This window comes from Pseudomonas sp. I8001 (assembly GCF_013385345.1).
In the GTDB taxonomy this organism is placed as follows: Bacteria; Pseudomonadota; Gammaproteobacteria; order Pseudomonadales; family Pseudomonadaceae; genus Aquipseudomonas.
Genome location: NZ_JACAQC010000012.1, coordinates 24,030 through 43,611 on the forward strand (window position 1 = coordinate 24,030; position 19,582 = coordinate 43,611).

General features: G+C 62.4%; 17 protein-coding genes. 6 read left to right on the plus strand and 11 right to left on the minus strand.

Annotation, left to right across the window (positions count from 1 at the left end):
* Positions 1-112 precede the first annotated feature (112 nt).
* From HX839_RS12490 to HX839_RS12500, 3 genes are all read right to left on the minus strand, one after another.
* Entirely contained in the window at positions 113-2,461 is a 2,349-nt protein-coding gene (locus tag HX839_RS12490) for an FdhF/YdeP family oxidoreductase (protein WP_177067102.1), read from the minus strand.
* On the minus strand, positions 2,458-3,297 hold the full coding sequence (fdhD, locus tag HX839_RS12495; protein ID WP_008435774.1) for a formate dehydrogenase accessory sulfurtransferase FdhD: 840 nt from the start codon (positions 3,295-3,297) through the stop codon (positions 2,458-2,460). Before fdhD ends, HX839_RS12490 begins: the two co-directional genes overlap by 4 nt.
* Before the next feature lie 95 nt (positions 3,298-3,392).
* Positions 3,393-4,280 (minus strand): LysR family transcriptional regulator, encoded by an 888-nt coding sequence (locus HX839_RS12500; protein WP_134325555.1) that lies wholly within the window; start codon positions 4,278-4,280, stop codon positions 3,393-3,395.
* Between the two features lie 130 nt (positions 4,281-4,410).
* Here HX839_RS12500 and lysM point away from each other — a divergent pair, with 130 nt between their 5' ends.
* Positions 4,411-4,851 (plus strand): peptidoglycan-binding protein LysM, encoded by a 441-nt coding sequence (lysM, locus tag HX839_RS12505; protein WP_003213215.1) that lies wholly within the window; start codon positions 4,411-4,413, stop codon positions 4,849-4,851.
* Between the two features lie 120 nt (positions 4,852-4,971).
* Here lysM and yrfG read toward each other — a convergent pair whose 3' ends face one another.
* Entirely contained in the window at positions 4,972-5,634 is a 663-nt protein-coding gene (gene yrfG / locus HX839_RS12510) for a GMP/IMP nucleotidase (protein WP_102367897.1), read from the minus strand.
* Positions 5,635-5,721: 87 nt separating this feature from the next.
* Here yrfG and nudE point away from each other — a divergent pair, with 87 nt between their 5' ends.
* Positions 5,722-6,288 (plus strand): ADP compounds hydrolase NudE, encoded by a 567-nt coding sequence (gene nudE / locus HX839_RS12515; protein ID WP_003213218.1) that lies wholly within the window; start codon positions 5,722-5,724, stop codon positions 6,286-6,288.
* Complete coding sequence (gene cysQ, locus HX839_RS12520) at positions 6,285-7,121, plus strand: 3'(2'),5'-bisphosphate nucleotidase CysQ (RefSeq protein WP_003213220.1); 837 nt, start codon at positions 6,285-6,287, stop codon at positions 7,119-7,121. The genes nudE and cysQ overlap by 4 nt, the downstream gene beginning before the upstream one ends.
* A gap of 113 nt (positions 7,122-7,234) precedes the next feature.
* Here cysQ and HX839_RS12525 read toward each other — a convergent pair whose 3' ends face one another.
* From HX839_RS12525 to rfbB, 7 genes are read right to left on the minus strand one after another with little or no spacing between them, the layout of a single operon-like run.
* Positions 7,235-7,690, minus strand: coding sequence for a YiiD C-terminal domain-containing protein (locus HX839_RS12525; protein WP_003213222.1), 456 nt, complete (start codon positions 7,688-7,690; stop codon positions 7,235-7,237).
* Between the two features lie 27 nt (positions 7,691-7,717).
* Positions 7,718-9,103 (minus strand): sigma-54 dependent transcriptional regulator, encoded by a 1,386-nt coding sequence (locus HX839_RS12530; RefSeq protein WP_003213224.1) that lies wholly within the window; start codon positions 9,101-9,103, stop codon positions 7,718-7,720.
* Complete coding sequence (locus tag HX839_RS12535) at positions 9,100-10,908, minus strand: ATP-binding protein (RefSeq protein ID WP_023659335.1); 1,809 nt, start codon at positions 10,906-10,908, stop codon at positions 9,100-9,102. The genes HX839_RS12530 and HX839_RS12535 overlap by 4 nt, the downstream gene beginning before the upstream one ends.
* Before the next feature lie 36 nt (positions 10,909-10,944).
* A complete protein-coding gene (gene rfbD, locus HX839_RS12540; RefSeq protein ID WP_177067103.1) occupies positions 10,945-11,814 on the minus strand; it encodes a dTDP-4-dehydrorhamnose reductase in 870 nt (289 codons plus the stop codon).
* Positions 11,811-12,356, minus strand: a complete 546-nt coding sequence (gene rfbC / locus HX839_RS12545) for a dTDP-4-dehydrorhamnose 3,5-epimerase (protein WP_177021900.1) — start codon at positions 12,354-12,356, stop codon at positions 11,811-11,813. The genes rfbD and rfbC overlap by 4 nt, the downstream gene beginning before the upstream one ends.
* Positions 12,353-13,228, minus strand: coding sequence for a glucose-1-phosphate thymidylyltransferase RfbA (gene rfbA, locus HX839_RS12550; RefSeq protein WP_177009293.1), 876 nt, complete (start codon positions 13,226-13,228; stop codon positions 12,353-12,355). The genes rfbC and rfbA overlap by 4 nt, the downstream gene beginning before the upstream one ends.
* Positions 13,225-14,307 carry a dTDP-glucose 4,6-dehydratase gene (gene rfbB, locus HX839_RS12555; protein WP_177067104.1) on the minus strand — a complete coding sequence of 361 codons (1,083 nt, stop codon included), beginning with the start codon at positions 14,305-14,307 and terminating at the stop codon, positions 13,225-13,227. Before rfbB ends, rfbA begins: the two co-directional genes overlap by 4 nt.
* Positions 14,308-14,484: 177 nt before the next feature.
* Here rfbB and HX839_RS12560 point away from each other — a divergent pair, with 177 nt between their 5' ends.
* The 3 genes from HX839_RS12560 to aguA all read left to right on the plus strand — a co-directional run bounded on the left by HX839_RS12560 (position 14,485) and on the right by aguA (position 19,511).
* A complete protein-coding gene (locus HX839_RS12560) occupies positions 14,485-17,394 on the plus strand; it encodes an aminotransferase (protein ID WP_177067105.1) in 2,910 nt (969 codons plus the stop codon).
* Between the two features lie 125 nt (positions 17,395-17,519).
* Complete coding sequence (aguB, locus tag HX839_RS12565; RefSeq protein WP_177067106.1) at positions 17,520-18,398, plus strand: N-carbamoylputrescine amidase; 879 nt, start codon at positions 17,520-17,522, stop codon at positions 18,396-18,398.
* 6 nt (positions 18,399-18,404) lie between these two features.
* Positions 18,405-19,511 (plus strand): agmatine deiminase, encoded by a 1,107-nt coding sequence (aguA, locus tag HX839_RS12570; RefSeq protein ID WP_177067107.1) that lies wholly within the window; start codon positions 18,405-18,407, stop codon positions 19,509-19,511.
* Positions 19,512-19,582: the final 71 nt, after the last annotated feature.

Sequence of the window (19,582 nt, forward strand, 5' to 3'; positions counted from 1 at the left end):
ACTTAAGTGAGTTTTGCGAGTCTTTAGTTACTTCGGAACGGCCGCTTTTATGCAAAAGCGGCCTTTTTTGTGCCCGTAAGAAACTCGGGTGCTGTCTGTGGCGAGGTGTCGCTTAGGCCGACTTCGCCATGATCAAGCCGGTTGCACTCGCTGCTTCCAGGCGGATCGCTACAAACTTCGACGTTGGCGTATGGCTGCCATCCCCCGTGCTTTCCAGCGGCACCAGCGGATTCACTTCCGGGTAATAAGCCGCAGCCTGCCCCGCCGGAATATCAAATGCCAGCAAGGTAAAGCCCTTCACCCGACGCTCACGGCCGTCGTCCCAGATCGACACGATGTCAGCCTTCTGCCCCGGCTTGAAGCCCAGGCGGATGATGTCGGCTTCATTGACGAACAACACATCCCGCTGGCCCTTGACCCCACGATAGCGGTCGTCCAGGCCATAGATGGTGGTGTTGTACTGATCGTGGGAGCGCATCGACTGCATGATCAGGTCCGGCAATTGCCCGGTGTTGCGGGTGCGTTCGTGCACCAGGTCCTTGGGCAGGATGTTCGGGCGGAAGTTGGCGCGGCCCGACGGGGTGTTCCAGCGACGGGCGCCAGCCGAGTTGCCCAGGTAGAAACCGCCCGGGTTTTTCAGGCGCTCGTTGAAGTCCTTGAAGCCCGGAATGGTGTCGGCGATCAGGTCGCGAATACGGTCGTAATCGGCCACCAGCCAGTTCCAGTCCACCGGCTTGCTGCCCAGGGTGGCGGCGGCAATGCCCGCTAGAATCGCAGGCTCGGATTTCATCTGTTTCGACAGCGGCTGCAGTTGGCCGTTGGAGGCGTGGACCATGCTGAATGAGTCTTCAACGGTCACGGCTTGCGGACCTTCGGCCTGGATGTCGATGTCGGTGCGGCCCAGGCATGGCAGGATCAGCGCGTTCTTGCCATGCATCAGGTGGCTGCGGTTGAGCTTGGTGCTGATCTGTACGGTCAGGTCGCAATTGCGCAGTGCTTCAAAGGTGCGTGGGCTGTCCGGGGTGGCTTGGGCGAAGTTGCCGCCCAGGCCGATAAAGACCTTGGAGCGGCCTTCGAGCATGGCGTGAATCGCTTCCACCACGTTGTGGCCGTTATCGCGCGGCACCTGGAACTGGAAACGACGCTCCAGGGCATCGAGGAACGCCACCGGCGGGCGTTCGTTGATGCCCATGGTGCGGTCGCCCTGCACGTTACTGTGGCCACGTACCGGGCACAGGCCCGCGCCCGGGCGGCCGATGTTGCCGCGCAGCAGCATCAGGTTGGCGATTTCCTGGATGGTCGGCACCGAGTGGCGATGCTGGGTGATGCCCATCGCCCAGCACATGATCACGTTCTTGCCTTTGGCGTACATGCGCGCCGCTTGCTCGATCTCCAACAGGGTCAGGCCGGACTGCTCGACGATTTCATCCCATGAGGTGTCGTCGATCTTGCCCAGGTAATCCAGCACGTTGGCGGTGTGTTCGTTGAGGAAGTCGTGGTCGAACACGGCCTCCTTGCCTTCGGCCTGGGCCTGGCGTTCCCACAGCAGCAGGAACTTGGCCATGCCCCGCAGGATGGCCATGTCGCCTCCCAGCGCCGGGCGGAAGTAGGCGGTGTTGGTTGGCTTGTCGCCGTTGGTGAGCATTTCCAGCGGGTGTTGCGGGTGCTGGAAGCGTTCCAGGCCACGCTCTTTCAGCGGGTTGATGCACACCACCTGGGCGCCGCGTTTTACCGCTTCGCGCAGTGGCTCCAGCATGCGTGGGTGGTTGGTGCCGGGGTTCTGGCCCCAGACGAAAATCGCGTCCGCATGCTCGAAGTCATCGAAGGTCACGGTGCCTTTGCCCACGCCCACGCTTTGCGCCAGGGCGACGCCGCTGGCTTCGTGGCACATGTTCGAGCAGTCCGGGAAGTTGTTGGTGCCGTAGGCGCGCACAAACAGTTGATACAGGTAAGCCGCTTCGTTGCTGGCCCGGCCCGAGGTATAGAACTCGGCCATGTCCGGGTTTGGCAGCGCATTGAGGTGCTTGCCGATCAAGTCGAAAGCCGATTCCCAGCTGATAGGTTTGTAACGGTCGGTTTCGGCGTCGTAGCTCATCGGCTCGGTCAGGCGGCCCTGATACTCAAGCCAGTAGTCGCTCTGCTCCAGCAGCGCGCTGACGCTGTGCTTGGCGAAGAATGCCGCGTCGACCCGGCGCTTGGTGGCTTCCCAGTTGACCGCCTTGGCACCGTTCTCGCAGAACTTGACCATGCCGCTTTCCGGCGAGTCGCCCCAGGCGCAGCCCGGGCAGTCGAAGCCGCCGTTCTGGTTGGTCTTGAGCATCATGCGGATGTTTTTCAGCGCGTTGTCGCTGGTCAGCCAGGCCTGCGCCACGCTGATCAGTGCGCCCCAACCACCCGCCGGGCCTTTATAAGGCTTGTAGCGCGGGGTGGGTTTGTCGTCGGCTTGATGATGATTACTCACGCTTGATTCTCCATCGCAGGGCTATAGACCCGCGGCGCACTTTTCTGCGGCAGGTGGATGAGATTGAGGTTGTGCCGGCGAGCCCATTGCAGGGCCAGGCCGGTGGGCGACGACAGGCTGACCAGGGTCTGGATGCCTGCACGCAGGACTTTCTGGATCAGTTCGAGGCTGCAGCGACTGGTAACAATCGCCAGGCCGCCGTCGGTCGGAATCTTTTGGCGGATCAGCGCACCGATCAGCTTGTCGAGGGCGTTATGCCGGCCGATGTCTTCACGGCCCAGCAGCAATTCGCCCTGGTTGTTCATGAACACCGCCGCATGCACCGCGCCGCTGTACTGGCCCAGCGGTTGGAACGCGCTGATGCGCTGGCGCAGGCCATCCAGCCATTCGGCAGGCGGCAACGGCGCGCCGGGCAACACCTTGAGGTTGGGCAGCGCCTGCTCCACGGCTTCTACGCCGCACAGCCCACAGCCACTGGTGCCGGCGAGTTGCCGGCGCTGCTGCTTCATATTCCAGAACGCGCGGCTGGAAATCTGCACCTGAGCGTATTGGGTCGAGCCCGAACCGCTGATTTTCAGGTCATAAATGTCGCTAACGTCTTCGATAATGCCGCTACCGATGCTGAATCCGACGATAAAGTCTTCAAGGTCGGTCGGCGTCACCAGCATCACCGCCTGGCTGATGTCGTTATAGGCAATCGCCAACGCGACTTCCTCGGCAAGCGCGGTGCTGGCCGATTCGGTGTGTTCGAGATTACAAAACTGGTAGCTCTGGCTGGCGGCGGGCGCGGGCGTTTCGAGGGCGGGCGCCGCGCAGACTGGGCGCTGGGCGTTCATTGGGCATTACCACCGGGAGTATTCAGCTGTAAGACTAGGCGCGACAAAGGGTCGCGTCTAATCGTCAGTACTGATCTACCGATAGATGCCGTCGATCAGGTCTCGATCAGCGATTTCTGGTATAGCGCAAAACACGCTTCCGCCAAGGCCGAACGGGGTGCACTGCGGCGCATGATTAACCCCAGGCGAGCCAAAGTTTGAGCATCTTCAATGGGTTGCAGGCGCAGGTGCTCGGTGAGGGCGTCGAGGCCGCCGTCCAGTGGCATCACCGCGCAACACAGGCCGCCGTGCACCGCTTGTAACAATTGATGGACGGCATCGGTCTGCAACAGCGGCTGCGGGTTGAGGCCACGGCTGTGGAAGTTATGGTCGATGGACTGGCGAAAGTGCATGCCGCTGGTGAGCATGCCCAAGGGCAGTTCGATCAGCGCCTCCCAACTCAGGGGCTTGTCGCCGAAGCTGAAGAACCGTTGGTCGTACAGCAGGCCCATGCGGGTTTCGCCCAGGGCCAGGGAGTCGAAACGTTCGGCGTCCAGGCGCTCGAGGTACGACACACCGAGGTCCAGGCGGTTGCTGGCAAGTTGTTCAAGGATTTGCTCGGAGCTTAACGCGGACAACTCAAAGCGCAGGCTGGGGTGTTCCTTGTGCAGCTTCTGCATCAACGCCAGCGGATCGAAGCTCGACAACGGCACCACCCCCAGGCGCAACGTGCCTACCAGGTTGCCGCGACACGCAGCGGCCTCGGCCTGCAAGCCGTCATAGGCCGCCAGCACCGTGCGTGCCCAGGCCAGCACGCGTTCGCCGGGGGCGGTAAAGCCTTCGAAGCGCTGCCCGCGATTGACCAGCGGCAACTGCAGCTCTTCCTCCAGGCTGCGCAGGCGCATCGACAGGGTCGGCTGGGTGATATGGCAGCGCGCCGCCGCCTGGCCGAAGTGACGGGTTTCGTCGAGGGCGATGAGGAATTTCAGCTGTTTGATGTCCATCTTCGCTCCGGGCTTATTCCAATGCGGTGGGATTCTAGCGTGTTTGGGTCTTTGGTCAGGCTGGAACCCAATTCTGTAGGACTGGTCTAGTCTTTGGCATCTGGAAATTAAATCCCAAGGAGAGCGCACCATGAGTCTTTTAAGCTTTGTTAAGGAAGCAGGCGAGAAGTTGATTGACCTGTTGACACCGGGTAATGCCAACGCGAGCGAGCAGTTAAAAGAGCACGTGGCCAAGGTTGGATTGGGTAACCCCAATGTGCAAACCACCGTCGACGGTGACAAGGTGACCGTGACAGGTGAAGTCGCCAGCCAGGAAGAGAAAGAGAAGATATTGCTGGCGCTGGGCAACATCGCCGGCGTTGCGAGTGTTGATGACCAGATCACCGTTTCCGGTCCTGCTGTCGCGGCGGCCCGCTTTGTCGTGGTGAAAAAGGGCGACACCCTGAGCGCGATTTCGCTGGCGGTGTATGGCAACGCCAACCAGTACAACAAAATCTTCGAAGCCAACAAGCCGCTGCTGTCCCATCCGGACAAAATCTACCCAGGGCAGACGCTGCGTATTCCTGAGTAATCCGCGGACCCAATGTGGGAGCGGGTTTGCTCGCGAAAGCGGTGGATCAGTCAATATATTCAGTGGCTGACACACCGTATTCGCGAGCAAGCCCGCTCCCACATTGGACCTTCAGCGTTGTTACAAACCTACGATCAAGTCCCGGTAATCCTCAACCGCTGCAAACTCCGCCGTGTCCTTGGGCCCCTTCCGGCTGTCCGGTTCCTTCACCGCCAGCAAGTGCCCCACGCCAAAATCCCGGGCGCTGCGCAGGATCGGCAAGGTGTCGTCGATAAACAGGCTGCGGGCCGGGTCGAAGGCGATGTCGGCGTGCAGGGCGTCCCAGAACTGCGGGTTTTCCTTGGCGAAACCATAGTCATGGGAGCTGATCAGTCGCTCGAAATAAGGCGCCAACTCGATGCGTTCCAGCTTCAACGACAGCGAATCCCGATGGGCGTTGGTGATCAGGATCACCCGCTTGCCCGCCTGTTTGATCGCCGCCAGGAAGGTGTCGGCATCCGGGCGCAAGGCAATCAGGTGCGCGGTTTCCAGCTTGAGCTCGCGCACCGGGATCTTGAGTTCGGCGCTCCAGAAATCCAGGCAATACCATTGCAACTGTCCGGCGTTACGCTCGAACAGCGGCTGCAGCTCCATCTCGGCCATGGCCCGGCTCACACCATGCAACTCGGCATAGCGCTGGGGCAGGTGCTCCATCCAGAAATGGTTGTCGAAGTGCAGGTCGAGCAAGGTGCCGTCCATGTCCAGCAGGACGGTGTCGATGGCGTGCCAGGGCAATGGAGGCATAAAGAACACTCATGTAAGAAAAGATATCCGACACAGACAATCGGAAAAGCCACGGTATAGTAACCCGATCACGCCAAGGAGCCGCTCATGCGCCAGAAACCCACCGTCCTCGCCCGCGAAATAGTCGCCAGTAGCCGTTTGTTCCGCGTGGAGGAAGTGCAATTGCGCTTTTCCAATGGCGTGGAGCGGACCTACGAGCGCCTGGTGGGCAGGGGTGCCGGATATGGCGCGGTGATGATCGTGGCGATGATCGACTCGGACCATGCGTTGCTGATCGAAGAATATTGCGGCGGCACCGATGAGTATGAACTGTCACTGCCCAAGGGCCTGATCGAACCGGGCGAAGACGTGTTGGCGGCAGCCGACCGTGAGCTCAAGGAAGAAGCCGGTTTCGGCGCCCGCCAGTTGGAGCACATCACCGAGCTGTCGCTGTCCCCCGGCTACATGAGCCAGAAAATCCAGGTGGTGCTGGCCACCGAACTGTATGAAGAGCGCCTGGAAGGCGACGAGCCCGAGCCGATGCGCGTCGACCGGGTCAACCTGCGGGAGCTCTCGCAGTTGGCGCAGAACGAGCAGTTCAGCGAGGGCCGCGCGTTGGCCGCGCTGTACCTGGTACGCGACCTGTTGACTCAACGTGGAGCGTTCCAGCCATGAGCGAACTGTTCCTGGGTCACCCGTTTATTGCCCCCGCGATCGAATTGGCCCGCCAGGCTGGCGAGGTCATCCTGCCGTATTGGCGCGCCGATGTTGCCGTCACCACCAAGACCGATGATTCACCGGTCACTGCCGCCGACTTGGCTGCCCATCACTTGATCCTCGCCGGGCTGACTGCCCTGGACCCGAGCATTCCGGTGCTCTCGGAGGAAGACGCGGACATTGACCAGAGCGTGCGCGCCGGTTGGCAGCGCTGGTGGCTGGTGGACCCGCTGGATGGCACCAAGGAATTCATCTCCGGCAGCGAGGAGTTCACCGTCAACATCGCGCTGATCGAAAAAGGCCGCGTGGTGTTCGGTGTGGTGTCGATGCCTACCAGCGGTCGGTGCTACTTCGGGGGGGCCGGGCTGGGTGCCTGGCGTTCCGATGTAGGTGCTGCGCCCAAGCAAATCCAGGTGCGCCAGACCCCGGCGAGCGGTGAAGCATTTACCGTGGTTGCCAGTCGTCGCCATACGAGCCCTGAACAGGATCGCTTGCTCGCTGGCTTGAGTGCCGGATTGGGCGAGCTGAAGCTGGCCAATATCGGCAGTTCGCTGAAGTTCTGCCTGTTGGCCGAAGGCAGCGCCGATTGCTACCCGCGCCTGGCGCCCACCTCGCAGTGGGACACCGCTGCGGCACAGGGTGTGCTGGAAGGAGCGGGCGGTGAAGTGCTGGAATTGAATGGGCAGCCGTTCAGTTACCCGGCGCGGGAATCGCTGTTGAATCCGTTCTTTTTGGCACTGCCGGCCAAGGCTGAATGGCGTGAGCGGTTGCTGACTCTGGCCCGTTCTTAAACACAGCGCCGATCAAAAATGTGGGAGCGGGCTTGCTCGCGAAGGCAGTGTGTCAGTCACCAGATGTATTGGCTGATCCACCGCTTTCGCGAGCAAGCCCGCTCCCACATTTGTTATGTGTGCAGGACGTACTGCCCGGTAAAGGCCACGGCCCGCTCTTCACTGCCCTCGTTGACGATCCATGTCTCCAGCGCCAAGCGCGCCCGGCCATAACGCTTGTAGGTGGCGACGAATCGCTTCCACACCTTGTCATCAGGTGCCTGGCAAATCGCCGTCGCATCGGTGGTCACCGGCAGCGGATAACTGATCTGCCCTTCCTGAATCACGATATGCCCGTCTTCAATCCCTTCCTCACGCAACTGCAAATGCAGCCAGCCCCAACCTGCCAGCACGGCGCCGCAATACAGGCTGCCGCCAAACATGGTGCTCTTGTGGTTGATGTTGGCGTCGAGCGGCAAGCGCAGTTGCAGCTGCCGGTCCTGCCAGTCGATAACCTTGAGGCCCATTTCCCGGGTCAGGGGAATGTCGTGGTGAAGGATCGATTCCAGGTAACGGCTATCGCGACTCATGGTGGCCTCGTGGCAGGGGGAAAAGGGTCATTCGTCGTCAGCGTGACTGTTGCCGCTGTCAGCGAAGTTCAGCCCGTGCTTGCGCAGTTTGTCGTGCAGGGTTTTACGCGGCACGCCCAATGCCTCGGCGAGGCTGCGCATGGAATTGTGGGTGCGCGCCAGTTCGGCGGCGATCAGGCTTTTTTCAAACTGTTCGACCTGTTCGCTCAAGCCGCCGGGCGTGCTGGTGAGGATCCCCGGCGAGGGGCTGTCCGGGGTGCTGTCCAGCGCCAGTTCGAGGCCCAGGGCGAAACGCTCGGCGGCGTTTTGCAGCTCGCGGACATTGCCCGGCCAGCTGTGACGCAACAACAGCGCGCGCTGGCCCGGTTGCAGCTCTTTCATCGGTAGCCCGTGGCGCGTGCTGGCTTCGTCGGCAAAGTGCTGGAACAGCATCAGCGCATCCTCACCCCGTTCGCGCAGCGGTGGAATGCGCAGCGGCGCAACGTTGAGGCGGTAATACAAGTCCGCCCGGAAGCGCCCCTGGTCGGCGGACTGGCGCAGGTCTTCCTTGGTGGCGGCGATGATGCGGATATCCAGCGGGATCAGCTGGTTGCCCCCCAGACGCTCCACCACACGCTCCTGCAACAGCCGCAGCAGCTTGACCTGCACATCCAGGCTCATGCTTTCGATTTCGTCGAGAAACAGCGTGCCGCCGTTGGCGAATTCGAATTTGCCGATGCGCCGCTTCTGGGCGCCGGTAAAGGCCCCTGGCTCATGCCCGAACAACTCGCTTTCCACCACCGACTCGGCCAGGGCGCCGGCGTTGATCGCCACAAACGGGCCGCTGCGGCGGTTCGACAGATCGTGCAGCGCACGCGCTACCACTTCCTTGCCGGCACCGGTTTCACCGAGGATCAGCACATCAGCCTTGGTCGCCGCCAGCGCGCCAATCTGCTCGCGCAGGCGCAGCATTTGCGGGGAGTGGCCCACCAGGCGCGTACTCAATTGCTGACGGTCGCTCAGGGCCAGGCGCAGGCTGCGGTTGTCCAGCACCAGGCGGCGCAGGGCCAGGGCGCGGCGCACGCTGTCGAGCAGGGCGTCGCTGGCGAAGGGTTTTTCCAGGAAGTCATAGGCGCCGGTGCGCATCGCCTGCACCGCCAGTGGCACGTCGCCGTGGCCGGTGATCAGCAGTACCGGCAGCTCCGGGTCCTGGGCGTGGAGTTCCTTCAACAGTTCCAGGCCGTCCATGCCGGGCATGCGGATGTCGCTCACCACAACCCCCGGCCAATCCCGGGACAGGCGCGCGGTCAGGCCCTGGGCTTCGCCGAGGGTCAGGACTTTCAGCCCGGCCAGGTCCAGGGTCTGGCAGAGGGCCTGACGCAGGTGTGGATCATCGTCGATCAACACCACCTGAATCTGGTTATCGATACTCATACACTGCGGTCCTCGGACGGTTGCAGACTGACACCCGGTGCTCCGGCGCGCAGTTTCAAGGTTAACAGTGCGCCGCCTTCCTTGTGGTTGGCGAACAACAGTTCACCGCCAAAGGCGCGCATCAGGGTGTCGCAGATCGCCAGGCCCAACCCCAGGCCCTGGGTGCGGGTCTTGGTGGTGTAGAAGGGCTCGCTGGCGCGGCCCAGGGCTTCCATGCAGAAACCCGGGCCGTTGTCGCGAATGTACAGGTTGACGCCCTGTTCGGTGGTTTGGGCACTCAGCCAGAGTTTGCGCGGCGGGCCTTTTTCGGTCAGGGCGTCCAGAGCGTTGGCCAGCAGGTTGCCCAGCACCTGGCGCAGGCGGGTTTCGCCGGCCGCCACCCACAAGGTGGCCTCGGGCAGGTCGCGGATCAGTTCCACTTCCATCGCCCGCCGCCGCTTGGCCAGCAGCGCCAGGGCATCGTCCAGGGCCGGTTGCAGGGCCACGCTTTCCGGCGCATGCCGGTCGCGCCGGGCGAAGGCGCGCAAGTGGGCGATGATCGAAGCCATGCGCCCGGTCAACTCGCTGATCAGCTTGAGGTTGCCACGGGCGTCGTCGGTGCGCTCATGGTCGAGCAAAATCCCGGCGTTTTCCGCGTAGCTGCGAATCGCCGCCAGCGGTTGGTTGAGCTCGTGGCTGATGCTGGCCGACATGGTGCCCAGCGCGGAAAGTTTGCCTGCCTGCACTAGGTCATCCTGAGCCCGCACCAGTTCCTGCTGGGCATGTTCACGCTCCAGCACTTCCTGTTTCAGGCGCCGGTTGAGGCCTTCCAGGTCGCTGGTCCGCTCGATCACGCGCATCTCCAGTTCGCGACGGGCCTTGGCTTCGAAGGCGATGCGTTCCAGGTAGTGACGACGGCGCTGCATCATCAGCCCGAGCAACAGCATCAGCACCAGCAAGGCGGCGCCACCCACCGCGACCACGGTGCGCACCGGGCGGCTGATCAAGGTGCGTGGCGCGAGAATCTCGACTTTCCAGCCGGTTTCGGCGATGTCGGTGGATTGGCGCACCCACGCCGTCGGGCTGAGGCTCAGCGGCTGCGGGTCGCGGGTCGGATAGGGCTGGATGGCGATGATGGCGCGGCGTTCTTCATCCGTCAGCGGCCGGGTGGCGCGAAAGCGCCATTGCGGGCGCGAGGTCAGGATCACCACGCCGTTGTGGTCGGTGACCAGCAGTTGTTCGGGTGTGTTGCCCCACAGGCTTTCGGTGTGGTCCAGGTCGACCTTCACCACCAGCACGCCGATGATCTTGTCACCATCTCGCACAGCGGCGGCGAAGAAGTAACCGCGTTTGGCCGAGGTGGTGCCCAGGCCGAAGAAGCGCCCGAGGCGCCCGGCCATGGCTTCGCTGAAGTAGGGGCGAAAGGAAAAATTACGCCCGACGAAGCTGTCCTGCTTGTCCCAGTTGGACGCGGCGAGGGTCTTGCCGGTGGTGTCCATCAGGTACATCACTTCCACCCCGGCCTGGGCGGCAACGTCCTTGAGCAGATGGTTGGCATTGACCAGGTTGGTGCTGACGTGAGGCGCGTCGATGGCGGTGCGCAGGGCCGGCAGGTCACCGAGGATTTGTGGCAACACTTCGTAGCGGTGCAGGGTGCCCAGCAGGTTGGCGACGTACAGGTCCAGCGTCTGGCGGTTCTGGCCGGCCAGTTCGTTGCGGTAATAACGCTCGGCCAAGTGCTCCAGCGGCCACAACAGCGGTGCCAGGCATAGCGCCAGCAATGCCAGGCTGCGCCAGCGGGGTCTTCGCGGAAGGGGTGGAGTCATGGGAGTCGTGCGCCTGTGGGTACAGGCGTATTATGCCTAGTGCTGCTCGGCAAGACACTCGCGCAATGCGTCATGCCACTGCGGTTGCGAGACATGCCATTGCTGTTGCAGGCGGCTGCAATCGAGGCGCGAGTTCAGCGGGCGCCTGGCCGGCGTTGGATAGGCGCTGGAGGGAATCGCTTCCAGCTCGGCGCAGGCACGACCGTTGGCCCGTAGTTGCTCGCCGATGGCCTGGGCAAAGCCGAACCACGAGGTCTCGCCCTGGGCCGTCAGGTGGTAGACACCCCAATCCCCGGCCTGGCCCGCCTGCCAGCGCTCGATCAGCGCACGGGTGCTGTTGGCGATGGTCCCGGCCCAGGTTGGCGCGCCGATCTGGTCGGCGACGATGCGCATCTGCGGTTTTTCCTGCAGCAGGCGTTGCATGGTCAGCAGGAAGTTCTTGCCGTGGGTCGAGTAGACCCAGCTGGTGCGCAGGATCAGGTGTTCACCGCCGATGGCCGCGATCGCCTGTTCGCCCGCCAGCTTGCTTGCGCCATAGACGCCCAGCGGGTTGGTTGCGTCGTCCTCGTTGTAGGGCGCGGCCTTGCTGCCGTCGAACACGTAGTCGGTGGAATAGTGAATCAGCGGAATGCCCAGTGCCTTGGCTTCCTCGGCGAAAATCCCGGGCGCGGTGGCGTTGATGGCGAAGGCCACGTCCGGCTCGCTCTCGGCTTGATCGACGGCCGTATGGGCGGCTGCGTTGATGATCAGGCCCGGGCGATGGGCGCGTACTTGGTCGCGGACCTGCTCGGGACGGGTCAGGTCAAGCTGGTCGCGGCCCAGCACGATCAACTCGCCCAGGCCCCGGAGGCGCTGTTGCAACTCCCGGGAGACTTGGCCATGTTGGCCGCTGATAAGGATTTTCATGGGAACAGGTCGGCCTCTTGCAGGCTTTTCCCGGCCTGGTCCTTGGCAGACAGTTGCGGCGTCTCCGTCAGTTCCCAGTCGATGGCCAGCGTCGGGTCGTTCCAGAGGATGCAACGCTCGGCGCTCGGCTGGTAGTAATCGGTGGTCTTGTAGAGGAACTCGGCGTAGTCGCTCAGCACCACAAAGCCGTGGGCGAAACCTTCCGGTACCCACAACTGGCGATGGTTATCGGCGCTAAGCCTCACGCCCACCCATTGCCCGAAGTTGGGCGAGCTGCGGCGGATGTCGACGGCCACATCCAGCACTTCGCCGGCGATGACGCGCACCAGTTTGCCCTGGGTATGTTCGAGCTGGTAATGCAGGCCGCGCAGCACGCCTTTTTGCGAGCGCGAGTGGTTGTCCTGCACGAAATCACGCTTGAGCCCGGTGGCCTCTTCGAAGGCGCGGGCGTTGAAGCTTTCGTAGAAAAAGCCGCGCTCGTCACCGAACACTTTCGGTTCGATGATCAATACGCCTGGCAACGCCGTGTCGGTGACCTTCATTTTTGCTCCCCGGCCAGTGAATACAGGTATTGGCCGTAGCCGGTCTTGCCGAAGTACTTGGCCCGCTCCAGCAAGTGGTCACGGTCGATCCAGCCGTTCTCGTAGGCGATTTCTTCCAGGCACGCCACTTTCAAACCCTGGCGGTGCTCGATGGTCTGCACATACGTCGAGGCCTCCAGCAGGCTGTCGTGGGTGCCGGTGTCGAGCCAGGCGAAACCACGGCCGAAGCGCTCCACGTGCAGGTCGCCACGATTGAGGTAGGCGTTGTTGACGTCGGTGATTTCCAATTCGCCGCGCGGCGATGGCTTGACCGCCTTGGCGATCTTGATCACGTCGTTGTCGTAGAAATACAGGCCGGTCACCGCGTAGCTCGACTTTGGCTTGGCTGGTTTTTCCTCGATGGACAGCGCGCGGCCCTGGCTGTCGAAGTCGATCACGCCGAAACGCTCCGGGTCCTTGACCCAGTAACCGAATACCGTGGCGCCAGATGGGCGTTCGGCAGCAGTGCGCAGTTGTTCGCCGAAGTGCTGGCCGTGGAAGATGTTGTCGCCCAGGATCAGGCATACCGGGTCATCGCCGATAAACTCTTCGCCAATCAAAAACGCCTGGGCCAGGCCGTCCGGGGACGGCTGCTCCGCATAAGTGAACCGCACGCCAAACTGGCTGCCATCGCCCAACAGGTTGCGGTATTGCGGCAGGTCTACCGGGGTGGAGATCACCAGGATTTCCTTGATCCCGGCCAGCATCAGCACCGAGATCGGGTAGTAGATCATCGGCTTGTCATACACCGGCAACAGTTGCTTGGAAACGCCCAGGGTAATGGGGTGTAAACGCGTGCCGGAGCCACCGGCCAGTACGATTCCCTTCATCATGCGATCAGATCCTTAAAGTCGGTGTTGCCCAGTCGTTCGCCTTGATAACTGCCGTCCTGGACCCTGCGGCACCATTCCAGGTTATCGAGGTACCACTGCACGGTTTTGCGCAGGCCGGTTTCAAAGGTTTCCTGCGGAACCCAGCCCAGCTCGCGTTCGATCTTGCTGGCGTCGATCGCATAGCGCTGGTCGTGGCCCGGGCGATCCTTGACGAAAGTGATCAGGTCAGTGAATTTCTCCACGCCCGCCGGGCGTTGTGGTGCCAGTTCTTCCAGCAGGCCGCAGATGCTGCGCACTACGTCGATATTCTTCTGCTCGTTATGGCCGCCGATGTTGTAGGTCTCGCCTACCACACCTTCAGTCACCACTTTGAACAGCGCGCGGGCGTGGTCTTCGACGAACAGCCAGTCGCGCACTTGCAGGCCGTCGCCGTACACCGGCAATGGTTTACCTGCGAGGGCGTTGAGGATCACCAGCGGAATCAGCTTCTCGGGAAAGTGGAACGGCCCGTAGTTGTTCGAGCAATTGGTCAACAGCACCGGCAGGCCGTAAGTGCGCTGCCAGGCGCGTACCAGGTGATCGGATGCGGCCTTGCTGGCCGAATACGGCGAGCTTGGGGCGTAGGGCGTGGTTTCGGTGAACAGGTCATCGACGCCGTGCAGGTCGCCATACACTTCATCGGTGGAGATGTGGTGGAAGCGGAAGGCGCTCTTGGCCGGTTCTTCCAGCTTCTGCCAATAACCGCGTGCGGCCTCCAGCAGGCTGTAGGTACCGACGATATTGGTCTGGATAAAATCCGACGGGCCGTCGATGGAACGGTCCACATGAGACTCGGCCGCCAGGTGCATGATCGCGTGGGGCTCAAAGCGCGCCAGTACGGCGCTGACGGTGGCCTGGTCGATGATATCGGCCTGGACGAACTCGTAGCGGCTGTTGCTCGCGATGCTGGCCAGCGACTCAAGATTGCCGGCGTAGGTCAATTTGTCCAGGTTGAGCACTTCGTGCTTGGTGTGTTGAATCAGGTGCCGGATCAGAGCGGAGCCGATGAATCCGGCGCCGCCGGTGATGAGAATGCGCATGTCGGAGGCCCTTTTCCTTAGACAGACATTAAGCGAATGGAGCATAGCTTGAGTTGTGGAGCCAGGTGGTGCAAGGGGCCACAGTCAGATTGACGGCACTGCGCGGGACTGGGGGTTGCGTAACCCCCGTCAACAATGGCGATATAAGCGCCTGATAAAAAAGCCAGGGGTCTTCACATGTTGCTCGCCACGTTGATTCATCGCGCCAGCCTGCCATGCCCGCAAGTCGGGCCTGTGCCTGCGACGCAGCTACTTGAGCAGCATTACGGCCTGGGTGGGGCGTTGCAGTCCCTCGGCAGCCAGCAAGACCTCAACTACCGTATCGACAGCGAGCGTGGCCGCTTTGTGCTGAAAATCTGCCGGGGCGACTACGCCGCCGTCGAGTTGCAGGCCCAGCACGCGGCCCTCAAGCATCTGCAGGAACATTCGGATGTACGGGTGCCCAAGGTGATCTCGTCGCTTGCTGGCGAAGAACTGCTGACCGAGACCGTCGCCGGGCAAACCGTGCACCTGCGGTTGCTGGACTACATCGACGGCCAGCCGCTGACCCATCTGCCCCATCTGGGGCGCGAGGTGATCGCAGGCTTCGGCGAACTCTGCGGGCGGATGAGCCAGGCGCTGGCCGACTTCGAGCATCCGGGCCTGGAACGTACCCTGCAATGGGACCCACGCCATGCCCTTGAGCTGATCACTCATTTGCTGTCGACCCTCGAAAACCTCCCGCACCGGGCCGGGCTGGAGCGCGTGGTGGAGCAGGTCGGGCAGCGTCTGCGGCCGTTGGCCGACCGCCTGCCCTGGCAAGCCGTGCACATGGACATCACCGATGACAACGTGGTCTGGCAGCGCGATGCCCAGCGGCATTGGCAGATTGAAGGCGTGATCGATTTTGGCGACCTGGTGCGCACCTGGCGCATTGCCGACCTGTCGGTGACCTGCGCGGCGCTGCTGCATCATGCCGAGGGTGATCCGTTCGCGATCCTGCCGGCGATCCAGGCGTGCCACCGGATCACGCCGTTGCAGCGCGAAGAGTTGCAGCTGCTATGGCCGCTGATCGTCGCGCGGGCCGCGGTGTTGGTGCTGAGCAGCGAACAGCAGCAACGCCTGGACCCGGATAACGCGTACCTGTTGAAGAATGCCGAGCATGAGTGGGAAATTTTCCACGTAGCCACCTCGGTGCCCTTTGAATTGATGGAGGCGGCGATCCTGAACTGTGTCGGCGCCGAATTGCCGCCGATTGTCGGTGAAGGCTTCGCGCCTTTGTTGCCGGGGCTCGTTGGGCGTGAATTCGCGTTGATCGATCTGGGCGTGCTCAGCCCGCATTTCGAGGCCGGTAACTGGGAGCAGGAGGGCATTGATCGCCGATTGCTGGAACAAGCGGCCGTGGTCCATGGCCTGGCAGCCAGTCGTTATGGTCAATACCGTCTGTCCCGCACCCAACCCGACAGTGCCGTCGAGCCCGACACTTTCGCGCTTCACGTAGAACTGCACATGCCCTTGGGCGCCACGGTGGAAGCACCGTTCGCCGGCACCTTGCGCTATGGCGCCGACGGCCTGCTGAGCCTGCATAGCGCCCAGTTGAGTGTTCGGCTGTGGGGCGTGAACGCCTTGTTGAAGCACGGCGCCGCAGTGGTAAAAGGCCAGGTAATCGGCGACGTGGTCGCGCCGCTGACAGTACAACTGTGCCGCGCCGAGCTTGAGCCACCGCTGTTCTGCACGCCTTCCCGGGCGGCGGCATGGCAAACGCTCTGCCCATCCCCGGCTACCTTGCTGGGGCTGGCCTGCGACGCCGAGCCGGAGCTGGACCCCGAAGCCCTGCTGGCGCGTCGGGACGCCAGTTTCGCCCGCTCGCAGAAGCACTATTACGTCGACCCGCCGCGCATCGAGCGCGGCTGGCGCAACCATTTGATCGACATGCAGGGCCGTTCCTACCTCGACATGCTCAACAACGTCGCCGTCCTCGGCCACGGTCACCCGCGCATGGCCGAGGTGGCGGCGCGGCAATGGTCGCTGCTCAACACCAACTCGCGCTTCCACTATGCGGCGATTGCCGAATTCTCCGAGCGTTTGCTGGCGCTGGCGCCGGACTCCATGGACCGGGTGTTTCTGGTCAACAGCGGCACCGAGGCCAACGACCTGGCGATTCGCCTGGCCTGGGCCTACAGCGGCGGGCGCGACATGCTCAGCGTGCTGGAGGCGTACCACGGCTGGTCGGTGGCGGCGGATGCGGTGTCGACCTCGATTGCCGACAACCCCCAGGCCTTGAGCAGCCGCCCGGACTGGGTGCACCCGGTGACCGCGCCGAATACCTATCGCGGCGAGTTTCGCGGGCAGGACAGCGCCCCCGACTACGTACGCAGCGTGGAACACAACCTGGCGAAAATTGCCGCGCAGAATCGCCAGCTGGCGGGTTTCATTTGCGAGCCGGTGTACGGCAATGCCGGCGGGATTTCTTTGCCGCCGGGATATTTGCAGCAGGTGTACGCGCTGGTTCGTGAGCAGGGCGGCGTGTGCATCGCCGACGAAGTGCAGGTGGGTTACGGCCGCATGGGGCATTTCTTCTGGGGCTTTGAAGAGCAGGGCGTGGTGCCGGACATCATCACCATGGCCAAGGGCATGGGCAATGGCCAGCCGTTGGGCGCGGTGATCACCCGCCGGGAAATCGCCGAGGCGCTGGAGACCGAGGGTTACTTCTTCTCCTCATCGGGAGGCAGCCCGGTGAGTTGCCGGATCGGCATGGCGGTGCTGGATGTGATGGAGGAAGAAAAGCTGTGGGAAAACGCCCAGGAGGTGGGCGGACACTTCAAGGCGCGGTTGGAGGCGCTGGTCGAACAGTATCCATTGGTGGGCGCGGTGCATGGTTCCGGGTTTTACCTGGGGCTGGAATTGGTCCGCGATCGACAGACCCTGGAACCGGCCACCGAAGAGACTGCGCTGCTGTGTGACCGACTGCGGGAGCTGGGGATCTTCATGCAGCCCACCGGCGACTACCTGAACATCCTCAAGATCAAGCCGCCGATGGTCACCTCACGGCACAGTGTGGATTTCTTCGTCGACATGCTGGCGAAGGTTCTGGAGGAAGGCTTGTAACAATAAACTCGATTGTTATCGGTAAAATTTGATCATTTTTCGATGGGTGGATATTTATTAGCTTCAAAAGCCGATTTTTATCCGCTATAAAGGCGTCCACTTGCCCGCCGCCGAGGAGATGATTCATGAGCCGTATCGTTACCGTTGCCGCGACCCAGATGGCTTGTTCCTGGGACCTTGATGCCAATCTCGAAACCGCTGAAAGGCTGGTGCGTGAGGCCGCCGCCAAGGGCGCGCAGATCATCCTGATCCAGGAACTGTTCGAGGCCCCGTACTTCTGCCAGAAGCCGAACCCGGACTACCTGCAACTGGCGACCACGGTTGAAGATAACGTCGCGATCAAGCACTTCCAGAAGGTCGCCCGGGAACTGCAGGTGGTGTTGCCCATCAGTTTCTATGAACTGGCCGGCCGCGCGCGTTTCAACAGCATTGCGATCATCGACGCTGACGGCTCCAACCTCGGGATTTATCGGAAAAGCCACATCCCGGACGGCCCGGGCTACCATGAAAAGTATTACTTCAACCCCGGCGACACCGGCTTCAAGGTGTGGAACACCCGCTATGCGAAGATCGGCGTGGGCATCTGCTGGGACCAGTGGTTCCCGGAAGCCGCCCGCAGCATGGCGCTGCAAGGCGCGCAAATCCTGTTCTACCCGACCGCCATCGGCAGCGAGCCCCACGACAAGACAATTTCGTCCCGTGACCACTGGCAGCGGGTACAGCAAGGCCATGCCGGCGCCAACCTGATGCCGCTGATCGCCAGCAACCGCATCGGTAACGAAAAGCAAGACGGCTACGACATCACCTTCTACGGCTCGTCCTTCATTGCCAATCAGTTCGGCGAGAAAGTAGAAGAACTCAACGAAACCGAAGAAGGCATCCTGGTGCACCGCTTCGATCTCGATGAACTTGAACACATTCGCAGCGCCTGGGGTTCGTTCCGCGACCGCCGTCCGAACCTGTATGGTGCGCTTAAAACCCTCGACGGTTCCCTGGAGTCCTGAATCGCCATGACCACTTTGCACAGCACCCCCCGCGCCGACGGCTTCTACATGCCTGCCGAATGGGCGCCACAGACCCAGACCTGGATGATCTGGCCCGAGCGCCCGGACAACTGGCGCCTGGGCGGCAAGCCGGCGCAGGCCGCCCATGTGGCGGTGGCCAAGGCCATCGCACGTTTTGAACCGGTGACCGTGGCGGTCTCGGCCGGCCAGTACGAAAACGCCCGGGCGCGCCTGGACGTGCCGAATATTCGCCTGGTGGAAATGTCCAGCGACGACGCCTGGGTCCGCGATACCGGGCCGACCTTCGTGATCAACAACAGCGGTGAAGTGCGTGGTGTGAACTGGGACTTCAACGCCTGGGGCGGTTTTGATGGTGGCTTGTACTCGCCGTGGAACCGCGACTCCCAGGTGGGCGGCAAGATCCTCGAGATCGAGCGCAGCCCGCGTTATCGCACCGAAGGGTTTGTGCTGGAAGGCGGTTCGATCCACGTCGACGGCGAAGGCACCCTGATCACCACCGAAGAATGCCTGCTTAACCGCAATCGCAACCCGCACCTGCAGCGTGAGGAAATCGAAGCGGTGCTCAGCGCCAACCTGGCGGTGGATAAGATCATCTGGTTGCCGGATGGCCTGTTCAACGACGAAACCGATGGGCATGTGGATAACTTCTGCTGCTACGTGCGCCCGGGCGAAGTGTTGCTGGCCTGGACCGACGACCCGCAAGACCCGAACTATGCGCGCTGCCATGCCGCCAGGGACGTACTGCAAAGCAGCACCGACGCCCAGGGCCGCTCGTTCACAGTGCATAAAATGCCGATCCCGGGGCCGCTGTACGCCACCGAGGAAGAATGCGCAGGCGTGGACCCGGTAGACGGCACCCAGGAGCGCAATCCCACCGTGCGGTTGGCCGGTTCCTACGTCAACTTCCTGATCGTCAACGGTGGCATCATCGCGCCGAGCTTCGACGACCCGCTGGACAGCCGCGCCAAGGAGATTCTGCAGAGCCTGTTCCCGCAGCATGAAGTGGTGATGGTGCCTGGCCGCGAACTGTTACTGGGGGGCGGCAACATCCACTGCCTGACCCAGCAACAGCCGGCCCCGCACAAAAACTGAGTGCACTTGTAACAGCCTGGTGCCGGGTTTAACGGCAATCGAGTGCGCCATGTTTTGCGCGCTCACAGCAA